This window comes from Phenylobacterium sp. (assembly GCF_965229015.1).
GTDB lineage: Bacteria > Pseudomonadota > Alphaproteobacteria > Caulobacterales > Caulobacteraceae > Phenylobacterium.
In genome coordinates, this window is sequence record NZ_CBDDIM010000002.1 from 592,885 (window position 1) to 607,150 (window position 14,266).

Sequence of the window (14,266 nt, forward strand, 5' to 3'; positions counted from 1 at the left end):
TAATCGCTGCGGTTGATTTGCAAGGCGCTCGCGTCCCGGCATGACCTTTTACGAAACCTGCGTCAGAGGCGCGCTCCGCGCCTACAAGCTGACGCTATCGCCGTTGATCGGGCGCCAATGCCGGTTTCTTCCGACCTGTTCGGAATACGCCGCGGAGGTCCTGATCGGGCAAGGCCCGTGGCGCGGCTCCTGGCTCGCGGCCCGCAGGCTCTGCCGCTGTCATCCCCTGGGCGGTTCGGGATATGACCCGCCGCCCCCGCCGCGCGGGAAGCCCAAGGGCTCCGCCCGGAAATGGACGTGTGAAACATGATCGACCTGATTTTCCCCGACGGCTCCCAGCGCCAGTACGAAGACGGCGCCACGGGGCGTGACGTCGCCGCTTCCATCGCCAAGTCCCTGGAGAAGCGCGCCGTCCTCATCAAGCTGGACGGCAAGCTCTACGACCTGGACCGCGCCCTGCCCTCGGGCGGGGTGTTCGAGATCCTGACGCGCGACGCGCCCGAGGCCCTCGACACCATCCGTCACGACGCCAGCCACGTGATGGCCGAGGCGGTGCAGGAGCTGTTCCCCGGCACCCAGGTGACGATCGGGCCGGCCATCGAGGATGGCTTCTACTACGACTTCGCCCGCGACACGCCCTTCAGCCTGGACGACCTGGCCAAGATCGAACAGCGGATGAAGGAGATCGTCGACCGCGACGAGAAGATCGTCCGCGAGGAGTGGGATCGCGCCGAGGCCATCGCCCACTTCACGGCGATCGGCGAGGCCTACAAGGCCGAGATCATCTCCGACCTGCCCGAGAGCGAGCCGATCAGCGTCTATCGCCAGGGCGCCTGGAAGGACCTGTGCCTGGGGCCGCACCTGCCGTCGACGAAGCACGTGGGCAAGGCCTTCAAGCTGACCAAGCTGGCCGGCGCCTACTGGCGCGGCGACCACCGCAACGCCCAGCTCCAGCGCATCTACGGCACGGCCTGGGCGAGCGAGGCCGACCTCGAGGCCTATCTGACGCGCGTCGAGGAGGCCGAGAAGCGCGACCACCGCAAGATCGGCAAGGCCATGAGCCTCTTCCACTTCCAGGAAGAGGGGAAGGGGATGATCTTCTGGCATCCCCAGGGCTGGACCCTCTACCGGACCATCGAATCCTATATCCGGCGCCGGCTGGACGAGGATGGCTATGTCGAGGTCAAGGCGCCCCAGATCATGGATCGCGCGCTGTGGGAGCGTTCGGGCCACTGGGAGAAGTTCGGCCAGAACATGTTCGTCTGCGAGACGACGGAAGGCGAGGAGCTGGCCGTTAAACCGATGAACTGTCCGGGGCACATCCAGATCTTCAACGTCGGGCAAAAGAGCTATCGCGACCTGCCGCTCCGCATGGCGGAGTTCGGCGCCTGCCACCGCTATGAGCCCTCCGGGGCCCTGCACGGCATGATGCGTCTGCGCGCCTTCACCCAGGACGATGCTCACATCTTCTGCCGCGAGGACCAGATCGAGGACGAGACGACCAAGTTCGTCCGCCTGCTGAACTCGGTCTATTCCGACTTCGGCCTCCAACTCGACAGCGTGAAGCTCGCCCTGCGTCCCGACCTGCGGGCCGGCTCCGACGAGGTCTGGGACATCGCCGAGGACAAGCTCGACCGCGCCTCGCGCCAGGCGGTGAACATGCCGGTGGAGCACCTGCCGGGCGAGGGCGCCTTCTACGGCCCGAAGCTCGAGTTCCACCTGCGCGACGCCATCGGCCGGACGTGGCAGTGCGGCACCCTGCAACTGGACTTCGTTCTCCCCGAGCGCCTCGACGCCGAGTACACGGCCGAGGACGGCTCCAAGCAGCGGCCGGTGGTCCTGCACCGGGCGATCTGCGGCTCGGTGGAGCGCTTCATCGGGGTGGTGATCGAGAACTACGCCGGGGCCTTCCCCCTGTGGCTGGCGCCGACCCAGGTGGTGGTCGCCACAATTACGTCCGACGCCGATGATTATGGGATGCGGGTCGCCGAAGAATTGCGCGCGGCGGGCCTGCGGGTCGAAACCGATCTTCGCAACGAGAAGATCAACTACAAGATTCGGGAGCACAGTCTCGCCAAGGCCCCGGTGATCGCCGTGGTCGGCCGGCGGGAAGCCGAGGAGGGCAAGGTGGCGTTGCGGCGGTTTGGATCGGACGGGCAGGAAATCCTTTCGCTCGCTCAGGCCGCGAAGACGCTTGCCATGGAAGCTCTAGCGCCCGATGTTGCCCGTCGCACCACGGGCGCGGCCGCTGCTTCGCCTCGCGAATCGGTCGGGGCCAGGGAGGCTGGATGAACGGCATCGCCGCACCGATCGTCGCCTACGAACCCGCGCCAACGCCTGATTTCGTAAGGCCGCGCCGCAAGGTGTCGGTGGTGATGGTTGTCTATATGACCGGTGCGGCGCTCGAGGAGAGCATCGCCTGCGTCCTGGCCGATCCCATGGTCGACGAGTTCGTTATCGTCGACAACGGTTCGACCCGGACGGAGGCGGCGCGCCTGGACGGCGTCGCCGACCGCGACCGCCGGGTGGTGCTGATCAAGGGCCAGGGCAATGTCGGATTCGCACGCGGCGCGAATCTCGGCGCAAAGGCCGCCAAGGGCGACGTCATCGTCTTCCTCAATCCCGACGCCTTCCTGCAGCCGAGCTGCATCACCGAGCTGGTCCGCGCCATCGAGGGCCGGCCGGCGCCCTGCATCGTCGGCGGCCGGGTGCTGAACACCGACCGCACCGAGCAGCGCGGCGCGCGCCGCGGCGACATCACGCCCATCAGCGCCCTGATGAGCCTCAGCCACCTGGCCCGGCACGTGCCGGCCTGGCGCCGCTACGAGGTGCATTGGGAGAACGACGCGGCCCCCGACTGCGTGGCCGCCATCCCCACCATCTCCGGCGCCTGCTTCGCCATGCGCCGCGAGGACTTCGACGCGGTCCAGGGCTTCGACGAGGGCTATTTCCTGCACGTCGAGGACGTGGACCTCTGCTGGCGCGTGCGCCGGGCGGGGGGGACCGTGCTCTTCCAGCCGAAGGCCGAGGTCGTCCACCTCGGGCACACCAGCCACGCCAGCCCCATCAAGGTGGAGTTCCACAAGGGCGTGGGCCTGGCCCGCTACTTCCGCAAGCGGGCCGAGAACCTTTCGGAGACCCTGCTGGCCTGGCTGCTCTCGCCGGTCATCGTCTGCACCGCGGTCGCCCGCCCGATGATGTGGCGGGTGCGCGGCCGCGCCACCTAGAGCCCTTTAGGCGGGGAACAGCCCCGCCCGCGCCACCGATGAGGTCGGCGGCTTGCCCAGCAGGTCCGACACCCATTTCGCCGTGCTGATCAGGCCCGGCAGGTCGTAGCCGGTCGAAAATCCCGCCCGCTCCAGCATGTAGACCAGGTCCTCGGTGCCGATGTTTCCCGTGGCGTCGGGAGCGAAGGGGCAGCCCCCCAGGCCGCCGCAGCTGGCGTCCAGGATGTCGACCCCGGCCTCGACCCCGGCATAGGCGTTGGCCAGGCCGGTGTTGCGGGTGTCGTGGAAGTGCAGCCGCAGCTTGGTGTCGCCGATCACCTTCTTCACCGCCTCGACCCGGGCGCGCACGGTCCAGGGATCGGCCACCCCGATGGTGTCGGCGAGCGCGATCTCGGCGATGTTCAGGCTCGCGGCCTCGCGGGCCAGCGCCACCACCTGATCCTGGCTGACCTCCCCGTCGAAGGGGCAGCCGAAGGCCACGGAGAAGGTGGCGCTGATGGGCGGTCCGCCCTCGGCGTCGCGGCGTGCGGCGATGGCGGCCAGGGCGGCCATCTGCTCGGCGGTATTGGCGCCCTGGTTGCGGATGCCGAAGCCGTCGGTGGCGCAGACCACCACATTGGCCTCGTCGCAGGCGGCGGCCACCGCCCGCTCCCAGCCCTTCATGTTCAGCACCAGGCCGATGCGCGAGCGCCCGGCCTGGGGGGGCAGGCCCTCCATCACCTCCTCGGCGCCGGCCATCTGAGGCACGCGCTTGGGATTGACGAAGGAGACGGTCTCCATGCGCTTGGCGCCGGCGGCCTCCAGCCGGGCGATGAAGTCCAGCTTCTGCGGGACGTCCAGCAGGGCCTTCTCGTTCTGCAGGCCGTCGCGGGGGCCGACCTCGACGATCTCGATGAACCGGCTCATGGCGCGGTCTCCGGTTGGGGTGGGGGCGGGGCGTAGATGCGCAAGCTCGTCTCGTCGCCGTTGGAATAGTCCAGGCCGCGGACCTCGCCGATCTCCCGCGGTTTCAGGCCCCGCGCCTTCAGGGCCGCCTCGAAGGCCTTCTGCTCCCGGCCCTCCACCACGGCCGGCCGGTTGTCGGCCAGAGCCTCGGCGGCCTGGTCGGGGCCCCCCAGGTCGGTGGGGGTGCCGAGGGCGAAGACCAGGCTGGGCTCGGCGTAGCCGGCCACCGCCACCGGCGCCGGGGCGATCCCCTGGCGGGGCAGAAGGCGGGCTTGGGCCAAGGCTTGCTCCGTGCGTTGCGACAGCCACAGGGGCTCCAACCGGGGCGCCAGGCCCGCGGCCAGCGCCGCGTGGGCCGCGATCCCCAGGGCGCCGGCGGTCACCAGGGCGGTTCCGGCGCGCCCCTTCAGCAGCATATAGGCGCCCGCCAGGCCGGCCGCCGCCATCAGGGCGCCGGCGATCAGGGCCATGGGGATGTCGCTGCGGTCGCCGTACTCGCCCATCAGGTAGCCGACCCCGCCCGCCAGCAGCACGCCCACCAGGGCCGACAGGGCCGCGCCGGTCCAACGCACCCGGCTTCCCAGGGGCTGGCGCAGGGCCGCGGCGGCCAGCCAGGCCAGGGCGCCATAGGTGGGCAGGGTGTAGTGGACCAGCTTGGTGGGGGTCAGCTCGAAGACCAGGAAGGCTGGGATCAGCCAGGCCAGGGCGAACCGCACCCCGGGCTCGGCGCGGTTGCGCCAGCCGTGGACCAGGGCCGCCGGCAGCAGCAGGGTGACGGGGAAGAACAGCAGCGGGGTGGCCAGGGTGTGATAGCCGGGCAGGGCGCCATGGCTTTCCTGGCCGCCCGCCAGCTTGGGCGCCAGGTCGCCCACCAGGGCCGCGCTCCAGAAGCCGCCGTCGGTGGCCACCGTCACCGCCCAGGCCCAGGGCCCGATGATGGCGGCGAACAGGATCAGGCCCCAGCTCCAGCCCATGTCCCTCATCCAGGGCGCCTTGCGGTCCCAGATCCACAGGGTGACTGCGATGAGCGCCACCACCATCAGCCCCACGGGCCCCTTCACCAGCACGGCGGCCGAGAGACCGGCCCAGAACAGCAGCCGGGTCAGCCGTCCGGCGTGATTGGTTCCCTGGCGCGCCCCGTAGAGCCGGGCGAGGGCCGCGACGGCCAGGGTGGTGGTTCCGCACAGCACCGCGTCGGTCTTGGCGATGAAGGCCTCCGACGACAGCAGGAAGGTCGAGGCCAGGGCCCCGCCCGCTAGCAGGCCTGTGGGCCCGCCGAAGAAGGCGGCCGCCCCCCAGGCGCAGGCCGCCGCCGCCAGCATGGCCCCCAGCAGGGAAGGGATGCGGTAGGCCCAGATATCGCGGGCCTCGGCCTGTGACAGCAGGGCCACCGAGCCGGCCTGCAGCCAGTAGATTCCCACGGGCTTCTTGAAGCGCGGCTCGTCCTGGAAGCGGATGACCACGAAGTCGCCGGTCTCCAGCATCTGGGCCGTCGCCTGGGCGAAGCGTGATTCGTCGCGATCCAGGGGCGGCACGGCGAACACGCCGGGCAGGCCCGCCAGCAGGGCGATCAGGGCGGCCAGGGCCGGCCCGCGCCATCCCCGGCTCCAACGTTCGATATAGCCGTCCAGAGTCATGGCCGCTTGATAGCACGATCCTTTCAGGCGCCGACTTTTCCGGTATGGAGAGGTCATGGCCAGATCCGCAGCCTCAGCGCCCGACATCTCCGTGGTGGTTCCCGTCTTCGACGAGGAGGGCGCCGCGCCCGCCCTGGCCCGGGAGATCGCTGCGGCCTTCAAGGGCCGCGACTACGAGATGATCTTCGTCGATGACCGCTCGCGGGACGGCACCATCGCGGCCCTCACGGCCCTGAAGACCGAGATCCCGCAGCTTCGGGTCCTGGCCCACCGCGCCAATTCGGGACAGAGCCGGGCGATCCGCACCGGCATCCTGGCCGCCCGCGGCGACGTCATCGTCACCCTGGACGGGGACGGACAGAACGACCCGGCCGACGGTCCCATGCTCGTGGACGCCCTGCTGGCGGGTCCGCCCGACCTCGCCCTGGTGGGGGGCGAGCGGGTCAAGCGCCAGGACAGCCAGGCCAAGAAGATCGCGTCGAAGTTCGGCAACGGGGTGCGCAAGCGCCTGCTGAAGGACACCGCCAACGACACCGGCTGCGGCCTGAAGGCCTTCCGCCGCGAGGCCTTCCTGCGGCTCCCCTATTTCGATCACATCCACCGCTACATCCCGGCCCTGATGCTGCGGGAGGGCTACCGGGTGGACTTCCGGCCGGTGAACCACCGCCACCGCCAGACCGGGGCGTCGAAATACACCAATTTCGGCCGGCTGATGGCTTCGGCCTCGGACCTGCTGGGGGTGATGTGGCTGCAGACCCGCGCCCGCAATCCCGGCGGCGCCGACGAGGTTTAGTCCAGGCAACCTGGCGGTGAAGCGTCTTTGCGGCCCGCGGCAAAGCGGTTAACCCTTGGCGTCGCCGGAGCTTCACCGGCGAAGGGGGCTTCTGCGATGTTCGCCGCGTTTCCGCTGCTGGTCCTGCCGGTGCTGGTCTACAACCTGATCGCGCTCACCCTGAACGGGGGCTTCTCCGCCCTCGACGCCGGGACGCGGATGAGCGAGCAGCTGTTCACCATCCACATGACCTCGCGGGCCGACTGGCCGGTGAGCCTGGGCGACCTGCTGCTGGCGGCCGCCCTGGTGGTGCTGTTCATCGAACTGTTGAAATCCACGACGAGCCGGCGGATCGCCATCGTCAATCACTCGCTGTCGATGATCCTGTTCATCGTCTGCCTGGTGGAGTTCCTGCTGGCGCCGGCCTTCGCCACCTCCACCTTCTTCCTGCTGACGATCATGGTGCTGCTCGACGTGCTCGCCGGCTTCATCGTCACCATCGTCTCGGCCCGCCGGGATATCGACTTCAGTCCCGACGGCGCCTGATCCCCGACTAGGTCAGGGCCGTGAAGATCAGGGCCACGACGGCGACGTCGAACATGCGGATGAAAGCGGTCATGGGGCGCCCCGTCGGGATGGTTACCCAAAGGTTCAAGCAAGACCGGCGCCAGAGCGGGCGCGGCTGAATGGCCCTGTTCTTCGATCACGCCTGGTTCGACGCCCAGCTGGCCGAGCGGGGCCTGTCTCGCACCGTCATGGCGGCGGCCGCCGCCATGAGCGAGGCCGACCTCACCCTGGTCTTCAAGGATCAGCGGGAGCTGTCGGCGCGGGAGGTGGCGGCGTTCGCGGAGCTTCTTGGGGTCGCCCCGGCCGAGATCGCGCGGCATGCAGGGGTCTCGACCCCGGTCCCCGGCGGTGGAGCGGAGGCGCGCATCGCAGACCTGGAGCGGCGGGTGGCGGCCCTGGAGGCTGAGCTGGCCCGGCTGAAGCGCTAGATCTCGGTCTTGGTGGCCGAGCCCTTGCGGGCCCGCCGGTCGGCCTTGCCGGACCATTCGGTGCGGCCATAGGCGTTTCTTGCCGCCCCCAGGGTCTCGACCCCGCCGCGCAGGCCGCGCTTCTGGCCGTCCTGGCCCATCAGCTGGGCGCTGAACACGCTGGCGCCCTCGGCGGCATGGTCGGGGGCGGGGCGCACGGTCTCGCCGGAGACGATGGCCGGCACACTGCGGTCGTCGGTGTCGTGCAGCCTTTCGGAGTCGTCCACGCGGGAGCGATGGGCCCGGCGGGCCTGGGCGGCTCTGCGAATGGGGTCGATCGGCGAGGTCATGGTTGCCGATCCTGGCCCCGGCTTCGTTAAAAAACCACGCCTAGGTCTTGGAGATCAGCTTCTCGATCTGGGCCTGCATCTCCTCCATCCGCCGCTTCATCTCGGTCAGGGCCTCGTCGGCGGCCGGGCTGGGCGCGGCTTCGGGGGCCCGCGGCGCGGGCGGCGGCTCCTCGGTGCGGGTGTAGGCGAAGGGCGAGAACATCTTCATGGCCCGGTCGAAGAGGGCCAGGTTCTGGCGGATCTGGTCGTCATAGACCCCGATCCCGGCGCCCTGGCCGAGGGTCGAGAACTGCGAGCGCATCCGCTCCTGCTGCTCGGCGAAGGTCGAGAGCGACAGCTCCAGATAGGAGGGCAGGAAGGCCTGCATGGAATTGCCGTAGAAGCCGATCAACTGCCGCAAGAACTGAATGGGCAACAGATTCTGCCCCTCGCGTCCCTCCTCCTCGACGATGATCTGGGTCAGCACCGAGCGGGTGATGTCCTCGTTGGTCTTGGCGTCATAGACCACGAAGTGGACGCCCTGCTTGACCATGTCGGCGAGGTGCTCGAGCGTCACATAGGAGCTCGAGGCGGTGTTGTAGAGCCGCCGGTTGGCGTACTTCTTGATGACCACGCGGTCTTCGTTGGATTTGCCGGTATTGCCCTGAGCGTCCGCCATCCCAGTTCCTTCTTGGCGACCCGCCGCCCCCGGCGAGCCTCTATCTTGCGGCGCAGTATCGCGGATGCGAGCGCATTCGCAAAGCGCGCCGCGCATGGCCCCTACGATTTCACCCCCTTGCTCATTCCCGAGCGGTTCTCGATAGATACAGCTTCAGAGCTTGAAGGAGCCCGCCATGACCGACGTCGTCATCGTCTCGGCCGCCCGCACCCCGGTCGGATCGTTCAATGGGGCGCTCTCCGCCCTTCCGGCGCATGAGTTGGGCAAGATCGCCATCCAGGCCGCCATCGAGCGCGCCGGCATCACCGCCGCCGACGTCGAGGAGGTGATCATGGGCCAGGTGCTGCAGGCCGGCGCCGGCCAGGGCCCGGCCCGCCAGGCCGCCGTCAACGCCGGCATCCCGGTGGAAAGTCCCGCCTGGAGCCTCAACCAGCTGTGCGGCTCGGGCCTGCGCGCCGTGGCCCTGGGCGCCCAGCAGATCGCCGACGGCTCGGCCGCGATCGTCATCGCCGGCGGCCAGGAGAGCATGAGCCAGTCGCCCCACGCCTCCCAGCTGCGCACCGGCACGAAGATGGGCGACACCACCTTCGTCGACACCATGATCAAGGACGGCCTGCTGGACGCCTTCCACGGCTACCACATGGGCCAGACCGCCGAGAACATCGCCTCGCGCTGGCAGATCACCCGGGCCGAGCAGGACGAGTTCGCCGTGGCGAGCCAGAACAAGGCCGAGGCCGCCCAGAAGGCCGGCAGGTTCACGGGCGAGATCGCGCCGGTCACCATCAAGGGCCGCAAGGGCGACACCATCGTCGACCAGGACGAATACATCCGCCACGGCGCGACCCTGGACAGCGTCTCGGGCCTGCGTCCGGCCTTCAACAAGGAAGGCTCGGTCACCGCGGCCAACGCCTCGGGACTCAATGACGGGGCCGCGGCCCTCGTGCTGATGAGCGCCGAGGAGGCCAAGAAGCGCGGGCTGAAGCCTCTGGCCCGCATCGCTTCCTGGGCCAGCGCCGGCGTCGATCCGGAGATCATGGGCACCGGCCCGATCCCCGCCAGCCGCAAGGCCCTGGAAAAGGCCGGCTGGTCGGTGGGCGACCTGGACCTCATCGAGTCCAACGAGGCCTTCGCCGCCCAGTCGATCTGCGTGGTCCGCGACCTCGGCCTCGACCCGGCCAAGGTCAACGTCAACGGCGGCGCCATCGCCATCGGCCATCCCATCGGCGCCTCGGGCGCCCGCATCCTGACCACCCTGCTGCACGAGATGAAGCGTTCCGGAGCCAAGAAGGGCCTGGCGACGTTGTGTGTCGGCGGGGGCATGGGCGTGGCCATGTGCGTCGAGCAAGTCTAGCCGAACGCCGGACCAACCGGCGTGGGCCTTTGTAGTTCTTAGGGAGAGACAGGAATGGCGAGAGTCGCATTCGTCACGGGCGGGACCCGTGGCATCGGCCGGGCGATCTGCGAACGCCTGAAGGCCGACGGCATGAGCGTCGCGGCCGGCTATTCCGGGAACGAGGAGGCCGCCGCCGCCTGCGCCAAGGAGCTGGGCGTGATGGTGGTGAAGGGCAATGTCGGCAACTTCGAGGACTGCGAGCGGGCGGTGAACGTGGTGATGGCCGAGCTCGGCCCCATCGACGTGCTGGTGAACAACGCCGGCATCACCCGCGACGGCGTCTTCCACAAGATGAAGCCCGAGCAGTGGTCCGAGGTCATCCGGGTCAATATGGACTCAGTCTTCAACATGACCCGCCACGTCATCGAGGGCATGCGCGAGCGCGAGTGGGGTCGGATCATCAACATCTCGTCGATCAATGGCCAGAAAGGCCAGATGGGCCAGACCAACTACTCGGCCGCCAAGGCCGGCGTCATCGGCTTCACCAAGGCTCTGGCCCTGGAGAACGCCCGCAAGGGGGTGACGGTCAACGCCATCGCGCCCGGCTACATCGACACCGAGATGGTGCAGGCGGTGCCGGAGAACGTGCTGGCCTCGATCATCAGCCAGATTCCGGTGGGCCGCCTGGGCAAGGGCGAGGAGATCGCCGACATGGTGGCCTTCCTGGCGGGCGAGCACGCCGGCTACGTCACCGGCTCCACCCTGTCGCTGAACGGCGGCCAGTACATGGCCGGCTAGGGCCGATTCCCTTGCGGGAAAAGGACTGGCGAGGTCGAACAAGGCGGTGGGAGCTTGAGCGTAGGCCTATTGGCGTCCAAAAAGCGCCCCAGTCCTCCAGCATCACCTTGCGTCTGATGATAAGCGAACGACCGGCGCAGGCTTGCAAGCTCGCCTTCGTCGCGGCCCTGGCCGCGGCGGGGCTGGCCGGACTCGCAAGCCCGGCCTGGGCGGGCCCCGAGAACCTGCGGGAGAACCTGTTCGGCGAGCGCCAGATGGCGCCGGGCCGCAACACCTCCCCGCCCATCGCCCGCTATGTCAGCCAGCAGGGCGACGTCTTCGTCCTCGACCGCAGCCAGAACCGGCCGCTGCTCAAGTTCCAGGACAGCCCCGAGGTCTGGGCGCTCAAGCCCCAGCCGGCGCCGCGGGGCGACATCATCTACAAGAACGACCTGGGCGAGCCGGTGCTGCGGGCCACCCGGCTGGGGGGCCTGACCCTGTTCACCGAGGACCGGCCCGGCGGCACGGCGGCGGCCCTGGCCGGGGGCGGACCGGCCCTGCGGCTGCCGGCGCTCGGCCCTCAGGCCCTGCTGGAGCGCCTGGCCCAGGCCAGCGCCCGGGCGACGCGGGCCGCGCGGCGGCTGATCCCCTTCGAGGCCGACGCCTCGCCGGCCTCCTCGGCCCTGGTGGCCGACGCGGCCCTGGTGGCCTCGGAGGCGGTGATCCGGATGTCCAAGAAGCCGGGGGGCCTGAGCCTCATCAACCGGTTCAACAAGGTCGCCCTGGTGGAGGGCCGCAAGCCCGGGGCGAGCGTGCACCAGGGGGTCATGCACATCACCATCACGCCTGGCGACGGCCTGGCCGGGCGCCCGTCCTCCGACCGCATCATGGCCGCGGCCGGCAGCCGCTGACATGTTGGTGGCCGCGGAGGGATGAGAGCGCCCTTCAGAGGCCTCCAGGCGCCGACGAACCCCTGATCCACAGGGGGTCAGGCCGGCCAACGCGGGCCGACAGGTGGCCGTCGAGGTCCCGACGAAGCCCGATCAGCCCTTGAAACCGTCCTTGGCCGCCCGCACCGCGGCGAAGGCCTCGTGGGGCGCCAGGCCGGGCTTCAGCACCGGCGCGCGCAGGAAGGGGTTGGTGGCCTTCTCCAGGCCGATGGTGGTGGGCACGGTCCATTCGCCCCGCTCGCGGGCGGCGAAGATCGCCTCGGCGCGGGCCTTCAGGGCCGCGCCCGAATCCACCGACAGGGCGAAGCGGGCGTTGGACGCGGTATATTCGTGGGCGCAGTAGACGGCGGTGTCGTCGGGCAGGGCGGTGAGCCGCGCCAGGCTGGCCCACATCTGCTCCGCCGTCCCCTCGAACAGCCGGCCGCAGCCGAGCGCGAACAGGGTGTCGCCGACGAAGGCCACGCGGTCGGCGGCGTCGAAATAGGCGATGTGGCCAAGGGTATGGCCGCCGGACTCGATCACCTCGAAGCTGGTCTCCCCCAGCTTCACCACGTCCCCGCCCGCCACCTTGCGGTCGACGGGGGACAGGCGCTCCACCTCGGCGGGGCCCACCACCGTGCAGCCGGTGGCCGCCTTGATCGCCGCGTTGCCGCCGGCGTGGTCGGGGTGCCAGTGGGTGTTGAGGATCAAATCCAGCTTCCAGCCCAGCTTGGTCAGTTCGCTAAGGATCGCCTCGGCGTCGGGGGTGTCGATGCAGGCGGCCAGGCCGGTGGCGTCGTCGCGCACCAGGAAGCCGTAATTGTCCGATAGGCAGGGGAACTGGTGGATGGTGACCGACATGGGCTTCCTCCTGGATGGACCTAGCCGATTTAGGTTGGGGGTCGCGATAAGTCGAGCGGAGCCTTAAGTTCCAGGCCATGCGCCGCGACGTCCTCGAGCTCCGCCAGTTCTACGCCTCCAAGCTGGGGGCCGCGGCCCGCGAGATGACGGCGCGCAAGGTGCTGGAGACCTGGGGCGACGGCCGCGGCCTGGACATCCTGGGGCTGGGCTACGCCACCCCGTTCCTGGGGCCGCTCGCCCCCGGCGCGCGCCGGGTGGTGGCGGCCATGCCCGCCCAGCAGGGGGTGGAGCTGTGGCCCGCCGGCCCGCGCAACCTGGCCGCCCTGACCGCCGAGGACAGCCTGCCGTTCCAGAACGCCCTGTTCGACCGCATCCTGGCGGTCCACGCCATCGAGGAGAGCCCCGATCCGGTGGCCCTGCTGCGCGAGGTCTGGCGGGTGCTGTCCCCCTCGGGGCGGGTGATCCTGGTGGTGGCGGCCCGCAACGGCCTGTGGGCCAACGCCGAGGCCACCCCCTTCGGCCATGGCCGGCCCTATACGCGTAGCCAGCTGGCCGAGCTGCTGCGGGAGGCCGAGCTGGAGCCGTCCGGCTGGACGCGCGCCCTCTATGTCCCTCCCGTGACCTGGCTGGCCGGCTGGGCCGAGGGGTTCGAGCAGGCGGGCTCGCGGCTGTGGCCGGGATTCGCCGGCCTGGTGCTGATGGAGGCGGTGAAGCAGACCTTCGCGGTCAAGCCCCGCGCGGCCCGCGCCCGGGTCCGCGTGGCGCGCCCGGCGCTCAATCCCCTGCCGGCGGGGCGGGCGCCTGTTTCGCGGGCGCCTGGCGGAACCGACTAGCCCACCCCTTGGAGCCGGCGGCGGATCGCCCTAGCTTGGGGGCTCAAGCGGCCGCCCGCGCGGCCCATCCGGAGATCCGCCCATGAAAATGATCGTCGCGATCATCAAGCCGAGCCGCCTCGACGCGGTGCTCGAGGCCGTCACCGAGGCCGGGGCGTCGGGCCTGACGGTCACCGAGGTGCGCGGCTACGGCCGCCAGCGGGGCAAGACCGAGGTCTATCGCGGCGCCGAATACGAGGTGAAGCTGTTGCCCAAGGTGAAGCTGGAGATCGCCGTCCCCGACGACATCGCCGACACCGTCATCGAGGCCGTGGCCCGCACCGCCAACACCGGCAAGATCGGCGACGGCAAGGTCTTCGTGCTGGACCTCGAACAGGCCCTGCGCATCCGCACGGGCGACCGGGATGCCGCGGCGATTGCGGGGTAGCCACACACCCGCTCATCCCCCAAATTACGGTGACCGTGCACGAATGGAAGTCGCCAGCAGGCCGCGACCGCTCGCGGACCTCAATGATGCACGGTCACCGAATTAGCGAGACGATTTGAGGGCGCTGTCACCGCGTTCCGGAATTCCGGGATTCGGGCCTGTCTCAGTCGTACCTGACCAGCTGGATCTCGAAGCCGCCGGACGCCTTCAGGAAGGAGGTGACCATGCGCGCGATGTCCCGGCGGTGGGGGGCCACGGCGTCCTCCATGCCCGCCGCCACCAGGGTCTCGTGGGTGGCGGCGACGTCGTCGGCGCGGAAGCCCAGGTGGCGGAAGTGGGCCTGCGCGTCGGCCGAAGGGCTCAGCTCCAGGCTCAGGCCCGACGCCGGGTCGGTGACCAGGGCGAAGTGATCGGACCGGACCTGGGCGACCATGCCGAAGTCGCCGGTCAGCCGGTCCACCAGGCCCTGGAGGTCGGGCACGGTCAGGGCGATGTGGTCCAGGGCCGGCGCGGTGCTCATGTCAGGGTCTCCGATAGGGATGT

17 protein-coding genes are annotated in these 14,266 nt (G+C 69.9%); 11 read left to right on the forward strand and 6 right to left on the reverse strand.

The window, feature by feature from the left end; all coding sequences use genetic code 11:
- Nucleotides 1-40 precede the first annotated feature (40 nt).
- The 3 genes from yidD to ACO06I_RS19185 are packed head-to-tail and all read left to right on the forward strand — an operon-like array spanning nucleotide 41 to nucleotide 3,227.
- Nucleotides 41-310 carry a membrane protein insertion efficiency factor YidD gene (gene yidD / locus ACO06I_RS19175; protein ID WP_421934221.1) on the forward strand — a complete coding sequence of 90 codons (270 nt, stop codon included), beginning with the start codon at nucleotides 41-43 and terminating at the stop codon, nucleotides 308-310.
- Nucleotides 307-2,292 (forward strand): threonine--tRNA ligase, encoded by a 1,986-nt coding sequence (gene thrS, locus ACO06I_RS19180; protein ID WP_421934222.1) that lies wholly within the window; start codon nucleotides 307-309, stop codon nucleotides 2,290-2,292. Before yidD ends, thrS begins: the two co-directional genes overlap by 4 nt.
- Entirely contained in the window at nucleotides 2,289-3,227 is a 939-nt protein-coding gene (locus ACO06I_RS19185) for a glycosyltransferase family 2 protein (RefSeq protein ID WP_421934223.1), read from the forward strand. Before thrS ends, ACO06I_RS19185 begins: the two co-directional genes overlap by 4 nt.
- A gap of 6 nt (nucleotides 3,228-3,233) precedes the next feature.
- Here ACO06I_RS19185 and ACO06I_RS19190 read toward each other — a convergent pair whose 3' ends face one another.
- Complete coding sequence (locus ACO06I_RS19190; protein ID WP_421934224.1) at nucleotides 3,234-4,133, reverse strand: hydroxymethylglutaryl-CoA lyase; 900 nt, start codon at nucleotides 4,131-4,133, stop codon at nucleotides 3,234-3,236.
- Complete coding sequence (locus ACO06I_RS19195) at nucleotides 4,130-5,809, reverse strand: ArnT family glycosyltransferase (RefSeq protein WP_421934225.1); 1,680 nt, start codon at nucleotides 5,807-5,809, stop codon at nucleotides 4,130-4,132. Before ACO06I_RS19195 ends, ACO06I_RS19190 begins: the two co-directional genes overlap by 4 nt.
- 55 nt (nucleotides 5,810-5,864) lie before the next feature.
- Here ACO06I_RS19195 and ACO06I_RS19200 point away from each other — a divergent pair, with 55 nt between their 5' ends.
- From ACO06I_RS19200 to ACO06I_RS19210, 3 genes are all read left to right on the forward strand, one after another.
- On the forward strand, nucleotides 5,865-6,602 hold the full coding sequence (locus ACO06I_RS19200; RefSeq protein WP_421934226.1) for a glycosyltransferase family 2 protein: 738 nt from the start codon (nucleotides 5,865-5,867) through the stop codon (nucleotides 6,600-6,602).
- Nucleotides 6,603-6,698: 96 nt separating this feature from the next.
- Nucleotides 6,699-7,127 (forward strand): hypothetical protein, encoded by a 429-nt coding sequence (locus ACO06I_RS19205; RefSeq protein ID WP_421934227.1) that lies wholly within the window; start codon nucleotides 6,699-6,701, stop codon nucleotides 7,125-7,127.
- Nucleotides 7,128-7,267: 140 nt separating this feature from the next.
- Nucleotides 7,268-7,576: a DNA-binding protein gene (locus ACO06I_RS19210; protein ID WP_421934228.1), complete on the forward strand. Its 309-nt coding sequence runs from the start codon at nucleotides 7,268-7,270 to the stop codon at nucleotides 7,574-7,576.
- Here ACO06I_RS19210 and ACO06I_RS19215 read toward each other — a convergent pair.
- Both ACO06I_RS19215 and phaR read right to left on the reverse strand, forming a co-directional pair.
- Complete coding sequence (locus ACO06I_RS19215; protein ID WP_421934229.1) at nucleotides 7,573-7,905, reverse strand: hypothetical protein; 333 nt, start codon at nucleotides 7,903-7,905, stop codon at nucleotides 7,573-7,575. The two genes, ACO06I_RS19210 and ACO06I_RS19215, sit on opposite strands and share 4 nt — an antisense overlap.
- A 40-nt stretch (nucleotides 7,906-7,945) precedes the next feature.
- Complete coding sequence (gene phaR / locus ACO06I_RS19220; protein ID WP_421934230.1) at nucleotides 7,946-8,563, reverse strand: polyhydroxyalkanoate synthesis repressor PhaR; 618 nt, start codon at nucleotides 8,561-8,563, stop codon at nucleotides 7,946-7,948.
- 175 nt (nucleotides 8,564-8,738) lie between these two features.
- Here phaR and ACO06I_RS19225 point away from each other — a divergent pair, with 175 nt between their 5' ends.
- The 3 genes from ACO06I_RS19225 (at nucleotide 8,739) to ACO06I_RS19235 (ending at nucleotide 11,584) form a co-directional block, all read left to right on the forward strand.
- Nucleotides 8,739-9,914, forward strand: coding sequence for an acetyl-CoA C-acetyltransferase (locus ACO06I_RS19225; protein WP_421934231.1), 1,176 nt, complete (start codon nucleotides 8,739-8,741; stop codon nucleotides 9,912-9,914).
- 54 nt (nucleotides 9,915-9,968) lie between these two features.
- Entirely contained in the window at nucleotides 9,969-10,694 is a 726-nt protein-coding gene (phbB, locus tag ACO06I_RS19230; protein WP_421934232.1) for an acetoacetyl-CoA reductase, read from the forward strand.
- Nucleotides 10,695-10,810: 116 nt separating this feature from the next.
- A complete protein-coding gene (locus ACO06I_RS19235; protein WP_421934233.1) occupies nucleotides 10,811-11,584 on the forward strand; it encodes a DUF4908 domain-containing protein in 774 nt (257 codons plus the stop codon).
- A gap of 132 nt (nucleotides 11,585-11,716) precedes the next feature.
- Here the strand turns inward: ACO06I_RS19235 and gloB are convergent, their stop codons facing one another.
- Complete coding sequence (gene gloB / locus ACO06I_RS19240; protein ID WP_421934234.1) at nucleotides 11,717-12,463, reverse strand: hydroxyacylglutathione hydrolase; 747 nt, start codon at nucleotides 12,461-12,463, stop codon at nucleotides 11,717-11,719.
- A 77-nt stretch (nucleotides 12,464-12,540) separates the two neighbouring features.
- On the opposite strand from gloB, the gene ACO06I_RS19245 reads away from it, so the two are divergent.
- A complete protein-coding gene (locus ACO06I_RS19245) occupies nucleotides 12,541-13,296 on the forward strand; it encodes a class I SAM-dependent methyltransferase (RefSeq protein WP_421934235.1) in 756 nt (251 codons plus the stop codon).
- An 82-nt stretch (nucleotides 13,297-13,378) separates the two neighbouring features.
- Nucleotides 13,379-13,723 carry a P-II family nitrogen regulator gene (locus ACO06I_RS19250; protein ID WP_304698340.1) on the forward strand — a complete coding sequence of 115 codons (345 nt, stop codon included), beginning with the start codon at nucleotides 13,379-13,381 and terminating at the stop codon, nucleotides 13,721-13,723.
- A 163-nt stretch (nucleotides 13,724-13,886) separates the two neighbouring features.
- Here the strand turns inward: ACO06I_RS19250 and ACO06I_RS19255 are convergent, their stop codons facing one another.
- Nucleotides 13,887-14,243: a VOC family protein gene (locus tag ACO06I_RS19255; protein ID WP_421934236.1), complete on the reverse strand. Its 357-nt coding sequence runs from the start codon at nucleotides 14,241-14,243 to the stop codon at nucleotides 13,887-13,889.
- Nucleotides 14,244-14,266 lie beyond the last annotated feature (23 nt).

What these genes read in the sequence shown, in the direction of transcription:
- phbB (WP_421934232.1), top strand. Translation starts at nt 9,969, where the DNA reads ATGGCGAGAGTCGCATTCGTCACGGGCGGGACCCGTGGCATCGGCCGG.
- ACO06I_RS19215 (WP_421934229.1), bottom strand. Translation starts at nt 7,905, where the DNA reads ATGACCTCGCCGATCGACCCCATTCGCAGAGCCGCCCAGGCCCGCCGG.
- gloB (WP_421934234.1), bottom strand. Translation starts at nt 12,463, where the DNA reads ATGTCGGTCACCATCCACCAGTTCCCCTGCCTATCGGACAATTACGGC.
- thrS (WP_421934222.1), top strand. Translation starts at nt 307, where the DNA reads ATGATCGACCTGATTTTCCCCGACGGCTCCCAGCGCCAGTACGAAGAC.
- yidD (WP_421934221.1), top strand. Translation starts at nt 41, where the DNA reads ATGACCTTTTACGAAACCTGCGTCAGAGGCGCGCTCCGCGCCTACAAG.
- phaR (WP_421934230.1), bottom strand. Translation starts at nt 8,563, where the DNA reads ATGGCGGACGCTCAGGGCAATACCGGCAAATCCAACGAAGACCGCGTG.
- ACO06I_RS19235 (WP_421934233.1), top strand. Translation starts at nt 10,811, where the DNA reads ATGATAAGCGAACGACCGGCGCAGGCTTGCAAGCTCGCCTTCGTCGCG.
- ACO06I_RS19210 (WP_421934228.1), top strand. Translation starts at nt 7,268, where the DNA reads ATGGCCCTGTTCTTCGATCACGCCTGGTTCGACGCCCAGCTGGCCGAG.
- ACO06I_RS19250 (WP_304698340.1), top strand. Translation starts at nt 13,379, where the DNA reads ATGAAAATGATCGTCGCGATCATCAAGCCGAGCCGCCTCGACGCGGTG.
- ACO06I_RS19205 (WP_421934227.1), top strand. Translation starts at nt 6,699, where the DNA reads ATGTTCGCCGCGTTTCCGCTGCTGGTCCTGCCGGTGCTGGTCTACAAC.
- ACO06I_RS19255 (WP_421934236.1), bottom strand. Translation starts at nt 14,243, where the DNA reads ATGAGCACCGCGCCGGCCCTGGACCACATCGCCCTGACCGTGCCCGAC.
- ACO06I_RS19195 (WP_421934225.1), bottom strand. Translation starts at nt 5,809, where the DNA reads ATGACTCTGGACGGCTATATCGAACGTTGGAGCCGGGGATGGCGCGGG.
- ACO06I_RS19245 (WP_421934235.1), top strand. Translation starts at nt 12,541, where the DNA reads ATGCGCCGCGACGTCCTCGAGCTCCGCCAGTTCTACGCCTCCAAGCTG.
- ACO06I_RS19200 (WP_421934226.1), top strand. Translation starts at nt 5,865, where the DNA reads ATGGCCAGATCCGCAGCCTCAGCGCCCGACATCTCCGTGGTGGTTCCC.
- ACO06I_RS19190 (WP_421934224.1), bottom strand. Translation starts at nt 4,133, where the DNA reads ATGAGCCGGTTCATCGAGATCGTCGAGGTCGGCCCCCGCGACGGCCTG.
- ACO06I_RS19225 (WP_421934231.1), top strand. Translation starts at nt 8,739, where the DNA reads ATGACCGACGTCGTCATCGTCTCGGCCGCCCGCACCCCGGTCGGATCG.
- ACO06I_RS19185 (WP_421934223.1), top strand. Translation starts at nt 2,289, where the DNA reads ATGAACGGCATCGCCGCACCGATCGTCGCCTACGAACCCGCGCCAACG.